Annotated in this window: 20 protein-coding genes; 13 read left to right on the forward strand and 7 right to left on the reverse strand. The window is 65.0% G+C overall.

Annotated features, from left to right (window positions below; genetic code table 11):
* Position 1: 1 nt before the first annotated feature.
* From ACTJI5_RS12470 to dmeF, 6 genes are all read right to left on the reverse strand, one after another.
* Positions 2-1,129: a cell wall hydrolase gene (locus ACTJI5_RS12470; protein ID WP_440860541.1), complete on the reverse strand. Its 1,128-nt coding sequence runs from the start codon at positions 1,127-1,129 to the stop codon at positions 2-4.
* 168 nt (positions 1,130-1,297) lie between these two features.
* Positions 1,298-1,897 carry an HD domain-containing protein gene (locus tag ACTJI5_RS12475; RefSeq protein WP_440860542.1) on the reverse strand — a complete coding sequence of 200 codons (600 nt, stop codon included), beginning with the start codon at positions 1,895-1,897 and terminating at the stop codon, positions 1,298-1,300.
* Between the two features lie 47 nt (positions 1,898-1,944).
* Entirely contained in the window at positions 1,945-2,508 is a 564-nt protein-coding gene (locus ACTJI5_RS12480) for a helix-turn-helix transcriptional regulator (protein ID WP_440860543.1), read from the reverse strand.
* A 39-nt stretch (positions 2,509-2,547) separates the two neighbouring features.
* Positions 2,548-2,757, reverse strand: a complete 210-nt coding sequence (locus ACTJI5_RS12485) for a hypothetical protein (protein WP_058539613.1) — start codon at positions 2,755-2,757, stop codon at positions 2,548-2,550.
* Positions 2,758-2,848: 91 nt separating this feature from the next.
* Complete coding sequence (locus tag ACTJI5_RS12490; RefSeq protein WP_037514749.1) at positions 2,849-3,055, reverse strand: cold-shock protein; 207 nt, start codon at positions 3,053-3,055, stop codon at positions 2,849-2,851.
* Between the two features lie 259 nt (positions 3,056-3,314).
* Positions 3,315-4,235: a CDF family Co(II)/Ni(II) efflux transporter DmeF gene (gene dmeF / locus ACTJI5_RS12495; RefSeq protein ID WP_440860544.1), complete on the reverse strand. Its 921-nt coding sequence runs from the start codon at positions 4,233-4,235 to the stop codon at positions 3,315-3,317.
* Positions 4,236-4,591: 356 nt separating this feature from the next.
* Between dmeF and rimP the strand changes: the two genes are divergently transcribed.
* Genes rimP through rbfA form a run of 6 tightly spaced genes read left to right on the forward strand, consistent with a single transcriptional unit; the run spans position 4,592 to position 11,115 of the window.
* On the forward strand, positions 4,592-5,137 hold the full coding sequence (gene rimP / locus ACTJI5_RS12500; protein ID WP_310254912.1) for a ribosome maturation protein RimP: 546 nt from the start codon (positions 4,592-4,594) through the stop codon (positions 5,135-5,137).
* Positions 5,137-6,786, forward strand: coding sequence for a transcription termination factor NusA (gene nusA, locus ACTJI5_RS12505; protein WP_058539615.1), 1,650 nt, complete (start codon positions 5,137-5,139; stop codon positions 6,784-6,786). The genes rimP and nusA overlap by 1 nt, the downstream gene beginning before the upstream one ends.
* The gene (locus ACTJI5_RS12510) at positions 6,767-7,537 is read left to right on the forward strand and encodes a DUF448 domain-containing protein (protein ID WP_310254916.1); all 771 of its coding nucleotides are present in this window, start codon (positions 6,767-6,769) and stop codon (positions 7,535-7,537) included. Before nusA ends, ACTJI5_RS12510 begins: the two co-directional genes overlap by 20 nt.
* 17 nt (positions 7,538-7,554) lie before the next feature.
* Positions 7,555-10,122 (forward strand): translation initiation factor IF-2, encoded by a 2,568-nt coding sequence (infB, locus tag ACTJI5_RS12515; RefSeq protein WP_058539616.1) that lies wholly within the window; start codon positions 7,555-7,557, stop codon positions 10,120-10,122.
* Positions 10,123-10,158: 36 nt separating this feature from the next.
* Positions 10,159-10,710 (forward strand): DUF1697 domain-containing protein, encoded by a 552-nt coding sequence (locus ACTJI5_RS12520; protein ID WP_440860545.1) that lies wholly within the window; start codon positions 10,159-10,161, stop codon positions 10,708-10,710.
* Between the two features lie 3 nt (positions 10,711-10,713).
* Complete coding sequence (gene rbfA, locus ACTJI5_RS12525) at positions 10,714-11,115, forward strand: 30S ribosome-binding factor RbfA (RefSeq protein ID WP_440860546.1); 402 nt, start codon at positions 10,714-10,716, stop codon at positions 11,113-11,115.
* An 86-nt stretch (positions 11,116-11,201) separates the two neighbouring features.
* Here the strand turns inward: rbfA and ACTJI5_RS12530 are convergent, their stop codons facing one another.
* Complete coding sequence (locus ACTJI5_RS12530; protein WP_440860547.1) at positions 11,202-12,617, reverse strand: WS/DGAT/MGAT family O-acyltransferase; 1,416 nt, start codon at positions 12,615-12,617, stop codon at positions 11,202-11,204.
* A 126-nt stretch (positions 12,618-12,743) separates the two neighbouring features.
* On the opposite strand from ACTJI5_RS12530, the gene ACTJI5_RS12535 reads away from it, so the two are divergent.
* The 7 genes from ACTJI5_RS12535 to pnp all read left to right on the forward strand — a co-directional run bounded on the left by ACTJI5_RS12535 (position 12,744) and on the right by pnp (position 19,344).
* Positions 12,744-13,694 carry a bifunctional helix-turn-helix transcriptional regulator/GNAT family N-acetyltransferase gene (locus ACTJI5_RS12535; RefSeq protein ID WP_440860548.1) on the forward strand — a complete coding sequence of 317 codons (951 nt, stop codon included), beginning with the start codon at positions 12,744-12,746 and terminating at the stop codon, positions 13,692-13,694.
* Positions 13,695-13,754: 60 nt separating this feature from the next.
* Complete coding sequence (locus ACTJI5_RS12540; protein ID WP_440860549.1) at positions 13,755-14,369, forward strand: thymidine kinase; 615 nt, start codon at positions 13,755-13,757, stop codon at positions 14,367-14,369.
* Positions 14,362-14,898, forward strand: coding sequence for a GNAT family N-acetyltransferase (locus tag ACTJI5_RS12545; RefSeq protein WP_440860550.1), 537 nt, complete (start codon positions 14,362-14,364; stop codon positions 14,896-14,898). The genes ACTJI5_RS12540 and ACTJI5_RS12545 overlap by 8 nt, the downstream gene beginning before the upstream one ends.
* A gap of 178 nt (positions 14,899-15,076) precedes the next feature.
* On the forward strand, positions 15,077-15,484 hold the full coding sequence (locus tag ACTJI5_RS12550) for a DUF6491 family protein (RefSeq protein WP_440860551.1): 408 nt from the start codon (positions 15,077-15,079) through the stop codon (positions 15,482-15,484).
* Between the two features lie 85 nt (positions 15,485-15,569).
* Positions 15,570-16,523, forward strand: coding sequence for a tRNA pseudouridine(55) synthase TruB (truB, locus tag ACTJI5_RS12555; protein WP_440860552.1), 954 nt, complete (start codon positions 15,570-15,572; stop codon positions 16,521-16,523).
* A 25-nt stretch (positions 16,524-16,548) separates the two neighbouring features.
* A complete protein-coding gene (rpsO, locus tag ACTJI5_RS12560) occupies positions 16,549-16,818 on the forward strand; it encodes a 30S ribosomal protein S15 (protein WP_058539624.1) in 270 nt (89 codons plus the stop codon).
* A gap of 192 nt (positions 16,819-17,010) precedes the next feature.
* Entirely contained in the window at positions 17,011-19,344 is a 2,334-nt protein-coding gene (gene pnp / locus ACTJI5_RS12565) for a polyribonucleotide nucleotidyltransferase (protein WP_440860553.1), read from the forward strand.
* The last annotated feature ends 110 nt before the right edge of the window (positions 19,345-19,454 follow it).

Genomic DNA, 19,454 nt, shown 5'->3' on the forward strand with positions numbered 1-19,454 from the left:
CTCAGCGTTTCCACTCCCCGCTGCCCTTGAATTCTTCGCGGACCTGGCCCGACTGGTTGAGGCGCGGATCTGCATAGGTCTGCGCGGCGGGGGCCGCGACCGGCGGCGCGACGGACGCCGCGGGGGGCATCGTGCCGGGCAGCGGGGCCGCGGGGGTATCGGGAAGCGGTGCGGCGCCAGCGGTGAGCATCGGCGCCGGACCGGCGCCGGGCGGCAGGCCCTGACCCTTCAGGATCGCCAGCTGCTGTGCCAGCGGCAGATAGGGGCCGGGCACCGGCTCGCGGCCGAGATAGGGCGCGCGAAACGCATCGGGCATGCCCCAGCGCCCGCGCCAGCGGTGGAAGATATGCGCGCCGACGATGTTGGTCATCACCAGGCTCTTGCCCCAGCGCGGCCAGATCGCCTGCGTGTGATAATGCGTCGCGAGGCCGACCTTGGGGAACACATAACCGCCGAGCGCCGCCGATGCGACGCGGCTCGCGCGCAGCCAGTTGGGCTTGCTTGGGCTCCGTGCCATCGCGCCGTCGCAGCTGAAGGTGAACTGGCACACGCCCGCGCGCTGCGATCCCTGGAAAACGACGCCGCATACGGTGTTGGGAAAGCTCGGGTGGCGGACGCGGTTGATCACCGTCTGCGCAACCCCGCGCATCCCGTCGTCGGTCTCCGACGCGGCTTCGTAATAGATGGCGGCGGTCAGGCAATAATGCGCGCGCTCGCGGTCGAGCGCGGTGACGCCGCGGAACACATAGGATTTTGCAGGCGGCCCGACAAAGGCTTCCTCGCGCAGCAATGCGGGGTCGGCAGGCGGCAGCGCGGCCGCGTCGCCATAACCGACGCTGTCGGGGTTGGGCAGCGTCGGGTCGATCTTCAGCGCGTCCGCATAATCCTCGGCGTTCATGATCGCCCAGCGTTCGGGATCATAGGCGCGAAAGTTCAGCGGCACCGACACGCTATACGGCCCGAAGAACGCGGGCGCGCGGAACTGACCGCTCGACAGCAGGAAGGCGAGGCACGCGACCGCGACCACCGCGACGATCGCCGCCCAGAACGTACGTCCCGGGCCCGCCGGTTTTTCCGGCACCGGGTCGCGCCACGTCGAGCGGGCGGTCAGGGACAGTTCGGGCTTCATTCGCGCATCAAATTCCATCGCTCCGCCCGTCGCCGATTCGCGCGAACGGGGCGTCAGTCCGTCTTATACGCTGAAACGCCAACAAAATGTTGCAATGCCTGTGTGATGTGTCGCGGTGGAGCAGGCAAAACGCCGGGGCTTAAGCGACGGGCGGGTTCGCGGACCTCGTTATTTCCGCGTCCCGCATGCCGCGATCCGCTCGCGCGTTGCCGCGTCCACCAGTTCGCGTATCTGAAAAAGCAGAGGGTGCCGGACGGTATGCTGTGTGCCGTAGGTCAGGTTAAACGCATAGTCGAAATCGGCGGCGTTCCGCCCGATGAGGTGCTGCAGCATCGTCTCCAGCTTGTCGAAGCCCTTGACCAGTCGGGCTTCGGGCGTCGTGCCGCCGCTATACTCGTCCCATAGGCCCAGGATTTCGCCGCGTAGGTCGTCGGGCAGCGGCGCACATAATGTTTCAAGATCCGCGCGCTCGCGCGCCGCCCGGCCGTCGTCGGGGCTTTGGCATGTCGCCGGGACGTCACCCGAAATCGCTTCGCCCAGGTCGTGGACGAGGCAGAGCCTGAGCAGCTTCAGCCGATCATAATCTGCCAGTTCGCGGTCGAACAGCATCACCATCAGACAGAGCCGCCAGCTATGCTCGGCGGTGCTTTCGGCGCGGCCGTTCGATGTAATCCCGCTGCGCAGCGTGTCCTTCAGCTTTTCGGCCGCTTGCAGAAAATCGATGATCGCGGCGAGGCGCGACGGCGCGATGGCATAGGGTATCGTCATGCGGCGAGGCTAACCGGCAGGATCGCCGATTCAAGCCGCCGAATAATTTATGCGCCGCCATCCTGGACCAGCCGCGCAAAGCTGCCGTCCGAAAGCGGCATGCGTGTGTAGCGAAGCTGGCCGGCGGCGATCGTGAGTTCGTCGAAATCCGCATATCCGGTATCGACGATAACCGCGGGCGCGACCGGTTCGTACCAGCCGAGCGCGTCCAGCGCCGCCTCGCCCTCTGCGATGCCCGGCGAGGCGAATCGCCACAGCGACTTTCCGGCCAGTTCCTCGATCCCGACCCGCCAGCCCGAGATCCGCGTCGGCGACGCGGCGAAAAGCCGGTGCGTCAGGTCGCAGATCAGATGTGCCGGCTGCGGCGAATGGCGCACCAGGTTGAGCAAGGCGCTGTCGGCAGCCGAGTTCGGCCGCGCTGCGAGCAGGCGCGTCAACCGATCCTCTTCGGTCGTCCCGGGGGTCAGCACACCCGCCTCCCACCGCGATACCGTCGTTTGCGAGACCCCCATCTCGTCCGCCAGCGCCGACTGCTTGATGCGATTCATCGCGCGCCAGCGCCGCAGCGATGCGCCCAGATGGTTGCGGCATGGCAGTACGGCTTGGGTCACGCGGCAAGCATAGCGCCGAAGACCCGCCGCTGAAACGGCCTAGTTGGGCAAAGGCGGGATGGTCGGCGGCGTGGCGCTCGCCGGTTCCGCAAAATATTTGCTCATGCCGCGGCGGACGCGATAGGCGTCGATGCGGTCGGCATAATGGCCGGGCAGATCGAAATCGGCATGGCGCGCGCTGGCGCCGTGCAAGGGGCGGGTGGCCATCAGGGCCATCTGGTGCCGGTAGAAAAGCTCGTTCATATCCATAGGATTATTCCTTGTGACTGCGCGAGCATGGGGCCGAACGATCGGCGAATGGTCCGGCCCGGCGCCCGATGAGCGCCAGGCCGGATGTCATTCATGCAGGCTGAAGATTGACAGCCGAGGTCTTGCCGCGCTGGTCGGTTTCCAGCTCGTAAGAAACGCGCTGTTCCTTGTTCAGCGTCGCCATTCCGGCGCGCTCGACGGCGCTGATGTGGACGAAGCTGTCGCCCGAGCCATCTTCATTGGCAATGAAACCATAGCCTTTGTCGCTGTTGAAGAATTTTACGGTGCCGATGGGCATGGGATGTTTCCTTTCACGAAAACAGGGAATCAACCGGCAAAAGCACCGGAGGAGCTGGTAGCGCGTGAAGGGAAGTATCCGCCGCTAGGCATCAAATTTCCGTCGCAGGCGACGTTAGCCAAATTACATTGAAATTATTTTACCGAAAAGTCAAGGTTTTTGGCAATTTCCTGTGATTTCATCGGTTCGCTGTAAAAATATTCCACAAGAATTGACCCTGCGGCGGGACATGAATTCGGCAAGCCGCATCCGGCGAAGCTCAGCGAATCTCGACCGTCAGATGTTCGATCTCGTGGACGGGTTTGACCCGCGTGCAAATGGTCTCGCGCGTTGCGCCGACGACGCTGATGATTGCCGAATGCGCGCCGGGGCCGACGCGCCAGACGTGGAGGTCGGTGATCTTTGCGTCGCCCGGCCCTTCGACAAGGTCGCGGATCTCGGCCTCGATCGCGGCGTCGGTCGCGTCGAGCAGCACCGCGCCGGTGTCGCGCATCAGCGACCAGGCCCACACCGCGATCACGACCGATCCGACGATCCCCATCAACGGATCGAGCCACACCCAGCCCAGATAGCGCCCGCCGAGCAAGGCGGCGATCGCGAGTACCGAGGTCAACGCGTCGGCGACAACGTGCAGATAGGCCGAGCGGAGATTGTTATCGCGTTCGTGCGTATGGTCGTGATGATGGTCCTCGCCGTGATGATGCCCATGGTCGTGATCATGCCCATGGCCAAGCAGCAGTGCGCTCACGATATTCGCCCCCAGCCCGATCACCGCGATGATCGTCGCCTCGGTAAAGGCGACGGAGCTCGGATCGACAAGGCGCATCGCCGATTCGAACGCGATGCCGAGCGCAACGATGCCGAGCACGAGCGCCGAGGCGAAACCCGCGAGGTCGCCGACCTTGCCGGTGCCAAAGCTGTAGCGGCGCCCATGCGCGTGGCGCTTCGCATAGGCATAGGCGATCGCTGCGATCCCGAGCGCGCCTGCATGCGTCGCCATATGGAAGCCATCGGCGAGCAGCGCCATCGAGTTGAAGGCAAGCCCCGCGGCGATCTCGCCGACCATCATCACCGCGGTGATTGCGACGACCCACAAGGTACGCCGCGCATTCTCGTCGTGCCGCTTGCCGAGGAAGACATGGTCGTGGGCCAGCGCCTCGGTTTCGCTATCGAACGACATGGCCATTCCCTATCCCAAAAGCGAAGAATGGCAAGCGATGGGAAAGGTGCGGCCCATCATGGGGTGGTCATGTACCCCCATTTTTCGTCATCCCGGGCTTGACCCGGGATCCCGCTTTTTGCTGCATCGGGCAGCCTTGGCCTCAAGCGGGACCCCGGATCAAGTCCGGGGTGACGATAAAGAGTAAGGTCTACTTCCGGTCGCTTGCCCCATCCCGCATTCCCCCTTGCCGACTCATCCGCCAAAGCCTATATGCGCCGTACTTCTTGACATGGTTAGCCAGTTGGGACGTCGGGGCCGCGGGCCGCGGCGGCTATACCCACATGCTTTCCGGTCATCCGAAACGGGAAATTTCATTGGCCGATCTCGACGTCCTTAATGCGATCATCGCGCCCGAAGCCGAGGCGATGGGCCTTGCGCTCGTGCGCGTCGCTTTCTTTGGCGGTGAGAGCGATCCGACCTTGCAGGTCATGGCCGAGCGCCCCGACACGCGCCAGCTGACCATCGAGGATTGCGCCGACCTGTCGCGCCGCATTTCGGCGCAGCTCGACGCGCTCGAGGAAGCGGGCAAGGACCCGATCGAGCAGGCGTACCGGCTCGAAGTGTCGTCGCCGGGCATCGACCGCCCGCTGACGCGCCCTGCCGACTTCGCCGACTGGGCGGGGCACGAGGCGAAGATCGCGCTCAAGGAAAAGCGCGACGGACGTCAGCGCTTCAACGGCGAGCTGATCGGCATCGACGGCGATGTCGTTACGATTTCGGATAAAGAGGGTGTGGAGCACAAGCTGCCGTTCGACGCGATCGACACGGCGAAGCTCGTTCTCACCGACAAATTGATTGCCGCAACCGTCCCGCTCTCGATCGAGGGCGCCGACGAAATGGAAGAAGAAGGACAGGACTGATGGCCACTGCCATTTCCGCCAACAAGGCCGAACTCCTCGCGATTGCCAACAGCGTCGCCAGCGAAAAGATGATCGACAAGGGCATCGTCATCGAAGCCATTGAAGAAGCGATCCAGCGCGCCGCGCGCGCCCGTTACGGCGCCGAGAACGACATTCGTGCGAAGCTCGACCCGCAGACCGGCGACCTGCGCCTGTGGCGCGTCGTCGAAGTCGTCGAACAGGTCGAGGATTATTTCAAGCAGGTCGACCTCGCCGCCGGCCAGAAGCTGCAGAAGGACGCCAAGATCGGCGACTTCATCGTCGACCCGCTGCCCGCGGTCGATCTCGGCCGCATCGACGCCCAGTCGGCAAAGCAGGTGATCTTTCAGAAGGTCCGCGAAGCCGATCGCGAGCGCCAGTATCAGGAATTCAAGGATCGCGGCGGTGAGATCATCACCGGCGTCGTGAAGTCGGTCGAATTCGGCCACATCGTCGTCAACCTCGGCCGCGCCGAAGGCGTGATCCGCCGCGACCAGCAGATCCCGCGCGAACTGATGCGCGTCGGTGACCGCGTTCGCGCGCTGATCCTGTCGGTGCGCAGCGAAACGCGCGGCCCGCAGATTTTCCTCAGCCGCGCGCACCCCGACTTCATGAAGAAGCTGTTCGCGCAGGAAGTCCCCGAAATCTACGACGGCATCATCGAGATCAAGGCCGCCGCGCGCGACCCGGGCTCGCGCGCCAAGATCGGCGTCATCAGCTATGACGGCAGCATCGATCCCGTCGGTGCCTGCGTCGGCATGAAGGGCAGCCGCGTGCAGGCGGTCGTCCAGGAAATGCAGGGCGAAAAGATCGACATTATCCCCTGGTCCGAAGACACGGCGACCTTCGTCGTCAACGCGCTCCAGCCCGCAACGGTCCAGCGCGTCGTCATCGACGAGGATGACAGCCGCATCGAAGTCGTCGTTCCCGACGACCAGCTGTCGCTCGCCATCGGTCGCCGCGGCCAGAATGTCCGTCTCGCCAGCCAGCTCACCGGCAGCCAGATCGACATCATGACCGAGGCCGACGCGAGCGAGAAGCGCCAGCGCGAATTCGTCGAACGCTCGACGATGTTCCAGGAAGAGCTCGACGTCGACGAAACGCTTGCACAGCTGCTCGTCGCCGAAGGCTTCGGCGAACTCGAAGAAGTCGCTTATGTGGGCATCGACGAACTCGCGAGCATCGAAGGCTTCGACGAGGAACTGGCGCAGGAACTGCAAAGCCGCGCGACCGAAGGGCTCGAGCGCCGCGAAGAAGCCTCGCGTCAGGAACGCCGCGCGCTCGGCGTCGAGGACGATCTGGCCGAGATCCCGCACCTGACCGAAGCAATGCTTGTCGTGCTGGGCAAGGCCGGGATCAAGACGCTCGACGATCTCGCCGATCTGGCGACCGACGAACTGATCGCCAAGAAGCGCACCGACAACCGCCGCGGCCCGCCGCGCAGCGAACGCGCCGAGGACAAGGGCGGCGTGCTGGGCGAATATGGCCTGAGCGAAGAGCAGGGCAACGAAATCATCATGGCGGCGCGCGCGCACTGGTTCGACGACGAGCCGGAAGCCGACGCACCGGAAGCTGGACCCGCGGCGGAGCCGCAAAACGGGGAGGCCGCCGATGCGGACCCCGCACAATGATCAGCTGAGCGAACCAGACCGCGCTGGTCGGCGCGGCCAGCATGTGCCTGAACGGCGCTGCGTCATCACCGGCGAGGTTTCGCCGGCCGAACGGCTCGTGCGCCTTGCGCTCGGGCCCGACGGCACGATTGCGCCCGACGTCCTCGGCAAGGCGCCGGGGCGCGGCGCGTGGATCGGCGTCGATCGCGCGACGCTTGAAGCTGCACAGGCGAAGGGCAAGCTGAAGGGCGGGCTCGCGCGCGCGCTGCAGGACGGCAATTTCACGATCCCCGACGATCTCGGCGCGCGCATCGAGGCGCAGCTTCAGCGCGCGACGCTCGACCGGCTGGGGCTGGAATCGCGCTCGGGCACCCTGCTCAGCGGCAATGAAAAGATCGAAACCGCGGCGCGCAAGGGTCAGGTTCGCTTGCTGCTCCACGCCAGCGATGCGGGCGAGGACGGGCGCAAGAAATTGGCGCAGGCGTGGCGCGTCGGCGAGGACGATGAAGGCTCGGGCCGCGAGGGCCGGGTCTTGCCGGTGGACCGCGGCACCCTATCTATGGCATTAGGCCGCGAGAATGCGGTGCATCTGGCGTTGACCGACGCCCGCGCCGCGGACCGGGTGCTGGCGCATTTGAGCCGCTGGCAGTTTTTCACAGGATGGAGTAGGGACGCGACCAACCGCGATTCCGACCCGCACGCCGCGCCGGCTTCTGGCGAGGAAAATATTGGGGCGTTGCCGACCAGCAGCGCCGCTTCGGACGCGTTTTGAAGGAATGATGGTTTTCGATGAGTGACGAACAGGACAAACCGACCCTTACCCGCAAGCCCCTGGGGCTGAAGCGGACGGTCGAGGCCGGACAGGTGCAGCAACAATTCAGCCACGGGCGCCGCAACACGGTGGTGGTTGAGGTGAAGCGTCGCCGCGTGCTCGGTCGTCCGGGCGAAGCCGCCCCGGTCGAGGCCGAAGAGGTCGAGGCCGCTCCGGCGCCCGCACCGACTCCCGCTCCGGCACCCGCGCCCGCTCCGAAGCCGGCCGCGCCCCGCGTCAGCGAGAACGACAGCCTGATGTCGCGTCAGGAACGCCAGGCGCAGCTGCTGCGCGAGGCCGAAGAAGCGCGCATGTCGGCGCAAGAAGATAATCGCCGCCGCGACGAAGCCGCGCGTGCGCGCGCCGCCGAGGAAGAGAAGGCGCGCGCCGAAGCCAAGGTCGAACAGGCAACGGCGAAGGCCGTCGAGCCGGCTCCTGCCGCGCCCGCTGCTGAAGCGCCCGCTGCCGCTCCCGCCGCCGAAGCGCCCGTCGCTGCCGCAGCGCCGCAGAGCGAGGCCGCGCCGACGCCCGCGCCGCGCGCGACGACCAGCGCTGCGCCCGCACCGCGCCGCTTTACCCCGGTCGCGGCTCCGCAGCGCCCCGAACCCAAGCGCCCCGAGCCGAAGGCAACCCGCGGCGGCGACAGCCGCCGCCAGTCGGGGAAACTCACCGTCACGCGGGCGCTGAACGAAGACGAAGGTGCGCGCGCGCGCAGCCTCGCGGCGCTGAAGCGCGCCCGCGAAAAGGAAAAGCGTTCGCACACCGCCTCGTCGGGTCCGCGTGAGAAGCAGATCCGCGAAGTCACCGTGCCCGAAAGCATCACGGTTCAGGATCTCGCCAACCGCATGGCCGAAAAGACCAGCGATCTGGTCAAGGCGCTGTTCAAGATGGGCGTCCCGTCGGCCAGCACCGACACGATCGATCAGGACACCGCCGAACTGCTCGTCACCGAGTTCGGGCACGAGATCATCCGCGTCAGCGAAGGCGACATCGACATCCGTCACGATGAAGATGTCGACGATGCCGAACATCTGAAGCCGCGTGCCCCGGTCGTCACGATCATGGGTCACGTCGACCACGGCAAGACGTCGCTGCTCGACGCGCTGCGCGGTGCGAATGTGCAGGCGGGCGAAGCCGGCGGCATCACCCAGCATATCGGCGCCTATCAGGTGAAGACCCCCGACGGGTCGCTCGTCACCTTCCTCGATACGCCGGGCCACGAAGCCTTTACCGAGATGCGTCAGCGCGGTGCCAATGTCACCGACATCGTCATCTTGGTGGTCGCCGCCGACGACGGCCTCAAGCCGCAGTCGATCGAGGCGATCAATCATGCGAAGGCGGCGAACGTGCCGATCATCGTCGCGATCAACAAGGTCGACAAGGAAGGCGCCAATCCGCAGCGCGTCCGCGAACGCCTGCTCGAGCATGAGCTGGTGGTCGAGGAAATGGGCGGCGACGTGCAGAATGTCGAAGTGTCGGCGCTCAAGAAGACCGGCCTCGACAAATTGCTCGACGCGATCGCGGTGCAGGCCGAAATCATGGAGCTCAAAGCCAACCCCGACCGCGCCGCCGAAGGCACGGTGGTCGAGGCGAAGCTCGACAAGGGCCGCGGCCCCGTCGCGACGATCCTCGTCCGCCGCGGTACGCTCAAGGTCGGCGACATCTTCGTCTGCGGCGCCGAAAGCGGCCGTGTTCGCGCGCTGATCGACGACCAGGGCAAGCAGATCAAATCGGCGACCCCGTCGATGCCGGTCGAAGTGCTCGGTCTGGGCGGCGTCCCGATGGCGGGCGATACGCTCACCGTCGTCGAGAATGAAGCGCGCGCCCGCGAAGTCGCGACCTATCGTCAGGAACAGGCGACGCGCAAGCGCACCGTCCAGGCACCGGTCAGCCTCGAAGGCATGTTCGAGGCGCTCGCCGACAAGGCGAACGTCATCCAGTTCCCGGTGATCATCAAGGGCGATGTGCAGGGGTCGGTCGAGGCGATCGTCAATGCGCTGAACAAGCTGTCGACCGACGAGATCCGCGTCCGCGTGCTCCAGTCGGGCGCCGGCGCGATCACCGAGAGCGACGTGACGCTGGCGGCGGCGACCAAGGCGCCGATCATCGGCTTCAACGTCCGTCCGAACGCCAAGGCGCGCGATATCGCGAAGCGCGAAAAAGTGCGCTTCATGTATCATGACGTCATCTATCACCTGACCGATGAGATCAGGAAGGAAATGGCGGGCGAGCTGGGTCCCGAACGGATCGAAACCGTCGTCGGCCGCGCCGAGGTCAAGGACGTGTTCCCCGCGGGCAAGCGCGACAAGGCTGCGGGTCTGCTCGTGCTCGAAGGCTCGATCCGCAAGGGGCTGCACGCACGCCTTACGCGCGACGATGTCATCGTGTCGGCAACGACCATCTCGTCGCTCCGCCGCTTCAAGGACGACGTCGCCGAAGTGCGCGCGGGTCTCGAATGCGGTGTCGTGCTGGCGGATACCAACGACATCAAGGCGGGCGACCACCTCGAAGTCTTCGAAGTCGAACTGCGCGAACGGACGCTCTAACGGGCGTCCGCTCCGCGCGGGTCAGGAGGTGCCGGCATGGCTCGCTATGTGGCATTGTTCGGCAGCATCAACGTCGGTGGCAACCGGCTGACGATGGCCGACCTGCGTTCGGCGTTCGAGGCCGAGGGTTTCAGCAACGTCGAAACCGTCGTGGCGAGCGGCAATGTGCTGTTCGACCATGACGCGCGGCCGACGCGCGGGCTCGAAGAGAAATTGTCGATCATGGTCGACGAGCGTTTCTACATGACGAGCGCGGCGCTGGTGCGCGATCGCGACGAACTCGCCGCGGCGATCGCCGACAATCCGTTCGCGGGCACGAACGAGGATCGCATCGTCCATACGATGTTCCTCGACGGTCAGCCCACCGCGGAGCAGTTCGATGCGCTGGCGACCGACCACCGCGTCCGGCCGAACGAGCGCCTCGCGCTCGGCGACCGGGCGCTCTATATCGACTTTGGCGACGGAGCCGCCGACAGCAAGTTGCACGCGCGGCTGATCGAGCGGCGGCTGGGACACAAGGGCACCGCGCGCAACATGCGCTCGATCGCGCGGATCATCGCGAAACTGGACGAAGAGGCAAAGGGTTAGGCGATGAAAACCGAAAAAGAAAAAGGCCCCTCGGTCCGCGTGCTACGCGTCGGCGAACAGGTGCGCCACCTCCTCTCCGAAATCCTCGCACGCGGCGACGCGCATGACGAGCTCTTGGCCAAGCATCCGGTGAGCATCACCGAGGTCCGCATGTCGCCCGACCTGCGCCACGCAACGGTGTTCGTGAAACCCTTGCTCGGCAAGAATGAGGAAGCGGTGCTGAAGGCGCTGCGCACCAACACCGCCTGGCTGCAAAAGAGCGTCGCGGAGAAGATGAGCATGAAATATGCCGCGAAACTGAAATTCCTGTCGGACGAAAGCTTCGACGAGGCGAGCCATATCGAAAAATTGCTGCGCGACCCGAAGGTCGCGCGCGATTTAACGAGCGGCGAGGGCGAAGCCTGAACAAAGCCGTCGCCCCCGCGAAGGCGGGGGCCGCCATCGGCATAGCGCAAGGTTGCCAGCGGCCCCCGCCTTCGCGGGGGCGACGGTTACTTCTTGATCCCCGCCGCTTCCTCCAGCTCGACCAGCGCATCCTCCAGATAGTCGATCAGCCGCTGGACGTGCGGCACGCTGCGGCGGCACGCGGTGATGCCGAAATCGATATTCTTGTTGTTCGACACCTGCGTGATGTTCATCGCCATGCCGTCGACCGGGATGCTCGCGGGATACATGCCGTCGAGCCGCGCGCCGTTCCAGTAAAGCTGCTCGCGCGGGCCGGGGACGTTCGAGATGGTGACGCTGTACGCCGGGAACTTGTCGGCGGTGCGCGTCAGCGCGGTCAGCATCTGCGGCATCTGCGTGATCGCGGTATAGATCTGGATCTGCTGCGCGGTCATTTCGCGCAGCTGCGCCTTCGCGGCGTTCATTGACGCCTGGATCGTCGCCATGCGCGTCGCGGGATCGTCGATATGCGTCGCGAGGTTCGCGGTCACCGCCGCGACCGAATTGCCCGAATCGATGTCGTCCTTCGCGCGGATCGATACCGGCGCCATCGCTTTCAAGGGTTTGTCGGGGAGCTCGTTCAGCGATTGCAGATATTTGCGCATCGCGCCCGAACACATTGCGAGCACCGCGTCGTTGATCGTCCCGTCATATGCCTTGCCCATCGCGCGCACGCGTTCGAGCGACCAGCTTTGCGCCACGAAACGCCGTGCTCCGGTGATATTGCGGTTGAAGCTGGTGCGCGGCAACCCGCCCCACGGCGTCGCAAGGTCGCTGCCGCCGAGCCCGAACATCGCGGCGGCATATTGGTTCAGTGCCTTGGTCACCCCGACGCTGTTGCCCCATTGCTCCTTCAGGAAGGTGCCGATGGCCTTGATGTCGGTGATGCTCGGCGTCGGCGCTTTCTTCGGTGCCGGGAATTTGCGCTTATACGCTTCATAGGCCTCGACCGACATCGGCGAGTAGCTGCGCTTCTCCTTCGCATGGGCGCTCAGCATCGCGTTGGTGAAGTGCATCGACGAGGCGCCGTCCATCAACGCATGGTGGATCTTGAAATAGGTCGCGATCTGCCGGTCGGGCAGGCCCGAGATCAGCGTGATCTCCCACATCGGCCGCGTCCGGTCGAGCAAGGTCCCGTGAAGGCGCGAAACCAGCTCGAACATTTCGCGATAGCGCCCCGGCTTGGGCAAGGCGGCGCTGCGCACATGGTAATGCATGTCGATGTCGCGGTCGGGTTCGAGCCGGATTGGGCCGTACTGACCGAGCGGCGTGAGCTTCAACACCTCACTGAATGGCCGCCGCAGCCCTTCGGATTGGCGCAGCATCGCGAGCTGCTCGTTCAGCCACTCGGTCTCGTCGACCTTGTCGGGCAATGTATAGAGATTGACGCCGCCGACATGCATCGGCGTCTCGCGCGTTTCCGCGACCAAAAACATCGCGTCGGTCACCGGCATCAGCCGCATGGCAGCTCTCCCCACTGTTTATGCTGCATCTTTGATGCGCAGCATGACAGGGGGTATGGGTGTGTCAAGCGCGTGGGCCTGGGCTAGTTAGTTGACAAAGTCAAATAATCAACGCATCGTACCACCATGCCATCGGTCAACCTCCACCTGCCGGACGATCACGCGCCGGCGCCCCATGCCGCCACGGACGCGCTACGCCGCTTCAACCGCTTCTACACGCGCTTTGCCGGGGTACTCGGCCCCGGCTATATGGGCAGCGAGCTGTCGCTGATCGAGGCGCGCATCCTCTATGAAATCGCCACGGGGCAGCCGGTCGTCTCGAAGCGGATCGTCGAGACGCTGTCGGTCGACCCCGGTTATCTCAGCCGCATCCTGCGCCGCTTCACCCAGCTGGGCTGGATCGCGCGGACGCGCGGAGCCGACGCGCGCGAGCATCCGATCCGGCTGACCGCCGCGGGCGAGGCGCTGTTTTCTGACCTCGACCGTACCACCGCGGCGTCGACATCGGCGACGCTCGCGCATCTGTCGCGCGACGAACAGGCCGGGCTGGCCGAGCGGCTGGCATGGATCGAGGCGCGGCTGGCGGGTGCGCCGCTGCCGCCGCCCGCGGTCCGTCCGTGGCGGCCGGGCGACATGGGGCTGATCACCGCGCAACAGGCGGTCTATTATCGCAATGCCTATGGCTGGGGCGACGCGATGGAAGTGCTGATCGGCGAGATTACGAGCCGCTTCGTTCGCGATTTCCATGCCGGCCGCGAGCAATGCTGGGTCGCCGAACGCCATGGCGAACTGCTCGGCAGCGTCTTCCTCGTCGCGGAGTCCGACAAGGTCGCGCGGCTGCGCCTGCTCTATGTCGATGCCGCGGCGCGGGGCCATGGTCTGGGCCGCGATCTCGTCGGGCGCTGCATCGCCTTCGCGCGCGAGGCGGGCTATGCCGAACTGGTGCTCTGGACGCACACGGTCCTCGCATCGGCGCGCGCCATCTATGCGGACTATGGTTTCACCATCGAAAAGGTCGAGACGCACGACGAATTCGGCAAGCCCGAACAGAGCGAACACTGGCGGCTCGCGCTTTAGGGTCTGGACCCTAAGTCCTGACAACTGGTGCAAGGCCCATGTCCGCGCTATTGGGCGCCGATGGCCAAGCTCTATTTCTACTACGCCAGCATGAACGCCGGCAAATCGACGACGCTGTTGCAGGCGGATTTCAACTATCGCGAGCGCGGCATGGAAACGATGCTGTGGACCGCGGCGCTCGACGACCGCTACGGCGCGGGGCAAGTGACGAGCCGCATCGGGCTGATGGCCGAAGCGCATAAATTCGATCCCGACAGCGACCTATGGGCGGCGGTGGGCGCCGAAAACGCTGAGCGGCCGCTCGCCTGCGTGCTCGTCGACGAGGCGCAGTTCCTGACGCGCGCGCAGGTGCTGGAGCTTGCGCGGCTCGCAGACGAGGTGGACATCCCGGTGCTCTGTTATGGCCTGCGCACCGATTTTTCGGCCGAGCTATTCCCCGGATCGGCGGCGCTGCTCGGCATTGCCGACGCGCTCGTCGAGCTGAAGGCGGTGTGCGAGTGCGGGCGCAAGGCGACGATGAACCTGCGCGTCGACGAAAGCGGCCGCGCCGTCGTCGAGGGCGCGCAGACCGAAATCGGCGGCAATGACCGCTATGTCGCGATGTGCCGGCGCCACTTCATGGCGAAACGGCGCGAAGCCGCCGAGGCGCCAAGGAAAGTGGGCGCCAATGCTTGACCGCCTCTATGCCGACCTCGCCGACGGCGACCTCAAACTCGTCAAGCTGACCGAAGCGCATCGCGAAGACCTGCGCGCGGTTTGTGCCGCCGATGCCGATGTCTGGGCGATCTATTCGTCGAGCTTCGGCCCCGGCCATTTCGACAAGAGCTTCGACACGCTGATCGGCGGTAGCGGCCGGATGCCCTATGCGATCATGGACGGCGATAGGCTCGTCGGCATGACCGCCTGGCTGCGCCCCGATATGTCGGCGCAGACGGTCGAGATTGGCAACAGCTTCATCCACCCCGATGCGCGCGGCACCGGCTTCAACGGCCGGGTCAAGCGCCTGATGCTCGATCACGCCTTTGCGGTCGGCATCCGCCGCATCGAATTCCGCATCGACGAGCGCAACAAGCGGAGCCAGGCCGCGGTCGCGAAGCTCGGCTGTACCAAGGACGGCGTGCTGCGGTCGGAGCGCATCACCTGGACGGGCTATGTGCGTGATACCGGCCTCTGGTCGTTACTTGCAAGCGAGTGGCAAACATAATCCTCCCTGTCGCGAAGCGATGGGGATGGGGACCGCCGCCGTAGGCGGTGGTGGAGGGGCGGCGACGTTGCGCCACAGCCCCTCCGTCAGCGCTTCGCGCTGCCACCTCCCCATGCCTTCGGCACAGGGAGGATCAGGGTCAGCCAAGGTTCAGCCTGCTCTGGCTAAACGACTCGCCATGAAGAATCTCGCACTCTCCCTGGCCGCCGTGCTGCTTCCCCTTTCTGCGGCCGCGGCGGCCAACGAGCCTGCAAAAGAACCGCGTGCGCTCGGCGTCGAATCGAGCATCGTCTTTCCGAGCGACAGCACGATCCGCAACTGGCAGGCCGACCGCGACCGCGGCATCTGGATCGAGGGCCGCCGCGGCGAATGGTATTATGGCAGCTTCGCCGGCCTCTGCCGCGACGTCGATTTCGCGCACGCGATCGGCGTCGAAACGCGCGGCGCCGGGCGGCTCGACAAATTCGCCTCGATCATCGTCCGCGGCGAGCGGTGCATGCTCTCGTCCTTCGTGACCTCGGCGCCGCCGCCGTCGAAGGCCGAGCGGAAGGCCGCGCGCGAAGCCGAAAAGGCCGCGCAAAATTGACAGTCTTCAACCCGCGATTTCTTGTCTGCCGCATTTTACGAATCATCAGGTTTCACCTGACTTGAAAATGCTCTAGCGGCGCGGGATGAACGGCTGGATCATCCTCGACAAACCCGTCGGCCTTGGCTCGACGCAGGCGGTGGGCGCGGTCAAGCGCGTGTGCCGCGAGGCGGGGCTGGGCAAGGTCAAAGTCGGCCATGGCGGAACGCTCGACCCGCTCGCGTCGGGTGTGCTCCCGATCGCGCTCGGCGAGGCGACGAAGCTTTGCGGCCGGATGCTCGATGCGAGCAAGGTTTACGATTTCACCATAAAGTTCGGGACCGAAACGGCGGGGCTCGATGCCGAGGGTGAGGTTATTGCAACGAGCGACGAACGGCCGACGCTTGCGGAGGTTGAAGCGGTGCTGCCGCGCTTCACCGGCCCGATCGAACAGGTGCCGCCGGCTTATTCGGCGATCAAGATTGATGGCCAGCGCGCCTATGATCGCGCTCGTGCGGGCGAAGAGGTCGAGATGAAGGCGCGGGCGGTGACGGTCTATTCCCTTCGTCATGCCGGACTTGATCCGGCATCCATCGCGGCGACGGTAGAATGGACCCGGGATCAAGTCCGGGGTGACGAGCGAGGGGAGGGGCTCGATGAGATCACCCTCACCGCCCACGTCTCCAAAGGCACCTATATCCGCAGCCTCGCGCGCGACATCGCGCACGCCGTCGGCACCGTCGGCCACGTCACGATGCTCCGCCGCACCAAGGCCGGGCCGTTCGATCTGGAACAGGCGATTTCGCTGGACAAATTGAACGCATTCGGCCAAGGGGCCGCCCAATCAGAAATATTTCTGCCGCTTGAGGCAGGGCTGGTCGACATCCCGGCTCTGAACCTTTCCCCGGAAGCGGCAGGGGCGATCCGTCAGGGTCGCGTCTGGACCGGGGGTAGCACGGATGACGGGCTCTATTGGGGAAGGGACAGCGAAATGCGTCCCGTTGCCCTGATCGAGGCTTTGGCGGGAACGCTGAAAGTCGTCCGGGGCTTCAATCTGTAAACAAGGATGTTCGAGGAAAATATCTATGTCGATTACTGCCGAGCGCAAAACCGAAGTCATCACCGACAATGCCCGTGCAAAGGGCGATACCGGTTCGCCGGAAGTGCAGGTCGCAATCCTGACCGACCGCATCAACACGCTGACCGCCCACTTCAAGGCGCACCACAAGGACAACCACAGCCGCCGCGGCCTCCTCATGATGGTCAACAAGCGTCGCAGCTTGCTCGACTATCTGAAGAAGAAGGACGAGGGTCGCTATTCGGCTCTCATCGCGAAGCTGGGTCTTCGTAAGTAAGAATTTCTGGCGGCCCCGGATTTCCGGGGCCGCTGTCATATTGGTCCCGCGCAAAGTGCCGGGCCACAGGGCCGCTCCCGCATCCGGCGGGACCGCCATAAGGGCAGACAGACGCCCTAAACCGCCCCGGGCCGGATTGCCCGGAATCAGAGGCCCCGCCCGGCATCGGGCCCGGCGGGCGAAGGAAACTCCATGTTTGACGTGAAAAAAGTATCGATCGAGTGGGGCGGTGAAACGCTGACCCTCGAAACGGGCAAGGTTGCCCGTCAGGCCGACGGCGCGGTTGTCGCGACGCTCGGCGAAACGATGGTGTTGGCCGCGGTCACCGCCGCCAAGACGGTCAAGGAAGGGCAGGATTTCTTCCCGCTCACCGTCCACTATCAGGAAAAATATTCGGGCGCAGGCCGCATCCCCGGCGGCTTCTTCAAGCGCGAGCGCGGCGCGACCGAAAAGGAAACTTTGGTTTCGCGTTTGACCGATCGTCCGATCCGTCCGCTGTTCCCCGAAGGTTTCTACAACGAAATCAACGTCATTGCCCAGGTCCTGAGCTATGACGGCCACAATGAACCCGACATTCTCGCGATGGTCGCCGCGTCTGCGGCTCTGACGATCTCGGGCGTGCCCTTCATGGGCCCGATCGGCGCCGCACGCGTCGGCTATGTCGACGGCGAATATATCCTGAACCCGACCGATGCGCAGGTTGCCGAAGGCGACCTCGACCTCGTCGTCGCCGCGACCTACGACGCCGTGATGATGGTCGAATCCGAAGCCAACGAGCTGTCGGAAGAGATCATGCTCGGCGCCGTGCTGTTCGCGCACGATGCGTGCAAGGACGTCGTCAAGGCGATCGTGAAGCTGGCCGAACAGGCTGCCAAGGATCCCTGGGACATGGCCGAACAGGCCGACCTGTCGGCTGCCAAGGACAAGCTCAAGAAGCTGATCGGCAAGGACATCGCCGCCGCGTACAAGCTGACCGACAAATCGGCCCGCTCGAACGCGCTGAACGAAGCCCGCGCCGCCGCCAAGGCTGCTTTCGCCGACGCCGCGCCGCAGGACCAGATGGCCGCCGGCAAGCTGATGAAGAAGCTCGAAGCCGAAATCGTTCGCGGCGCCATCCTCAAGGACGGTAAGCGCATCGACGGACGCACGACGACGCAGATTCGTCCCATCCTTGCCGAAACGCACTTCCTGCCCCGCGCGCACGGCTCGGCGCTGTTCACGCGTGGCGAGACGCAGACCATCGCAACCTGCACCTTGGGCACCAAGGACAGCGAGCAGATGATCGACGGCCTCAACGGCCTCAGCTACTCGAACTTCATGCTGCACTATAACTTCCCGCCCTATTCGGTCGGCGAAGTCGGTCGTTTCGGGGCGCCCAGCCGCCGCGACATCGGCCATGGCAAGCTGGCATGGCGTGCGCTGCACGCGGTGCTGCCGACGAAGGACGAGTTCCCCTACACGATCCGCATCACCAGCGACATCACCGAGTCGAACGGCTCGTCGTCGATGGCGTCGGTTTGCGGCGGCAGCCTTGCGATGATGGACGCCGGCGTGCCGCTGAAGCGTCCGGTTTCGGGCATCGCGATGGGCCTGATCCTCGAAGGCAAGGATTATGCGATCCTGTCGGACATCCTTGGTGACGAAGATCATCTCGGCGACATGGACTTCAAGGTTGCGGGCACGGCCAACGGCATCACCACGATGCAGATGGACATCAAGATCGCGGGCATCACGCGCGAGATCTTCGAAGCCGCTCTGAACCAGGCGAAGGAAGGCCGCGCGCACATCCTCGGCGAAATGGCGAAGGCGCTGGGCGAAGCCCGCACCGAACTGTCGGCGCATGCGCCGCGCATCGAAACGATGCAGATCGACAAGTCGAAGATCCGCGACATCATCGGCACCGGCGGCAAGGTGATCCGCGAGATCGTCGCAACGACCGGCGCCAAGGTCGACATCGACGACGAAGGTCTGATCAAGATATCGTCGAGCGATCCCGAGCAGATCGAAGCCGCCCGCAAGTGGATTTCGGGCATCGTCGAGGAAGCCGAAGTCGGCAAGATCTATGACGGCAAGGTCGTCAACCTCGTCGATTTCGGTGCGTTCGTGAATTTCATGGGCGGCAAGGACGGCCTTGTCCACGTCAGTGAAATCGCCAACGAGCGCGTCGAGAAGGTCGCCGATGTCCTGAGCGAAGGTCAGGAAGTCAAGGTCAAGGTCCTCGAGATCGATCCGCGCGGCAAGGTTCGCCTGTCGATGCGCGTCGTGAACCAGGAAACCGGCGAAGAGCTGGAAGACACGCGCCCGCCGCGCGAACCGCGCAGCGACCGTGGTCCGCGCCGTGACGGCGGCGACCGCGGCGACCGCGGTGATCGCGGCCCGCGTGGTGGCGGTGGCGGTGGCCGTGACCGCGACCGTGGTCCGCGCCGTGATGGCGGCGGCGAAGGCCGTGGCGACCGCGGCCCGCGCCGTGAGCGCAGCGAAGGTCCGGAAGACCAGGGCCATGTGCCCGACTTCCTGAAGGACTGAGCCTTCCGCTAATCGGAAAAGAGAAGGGGCCGCGAAAGCGGCCCCTTTTTCTTGGTAGCTTTGGGGTGGATTCTTGCCCGTTCCCTTCCGCAGGTATACCGTCGATTTCC

Origin of the sequence: Sphingopyxis sp. 22461 (genome assembly GCF_052044915.1) — a bacterium.
Lineage (GTDB): Bacteria > Pseudomonadota > Alphaproteobacteria > Sphingomonadales > Sphingomonadaceae > Sphingopyxis.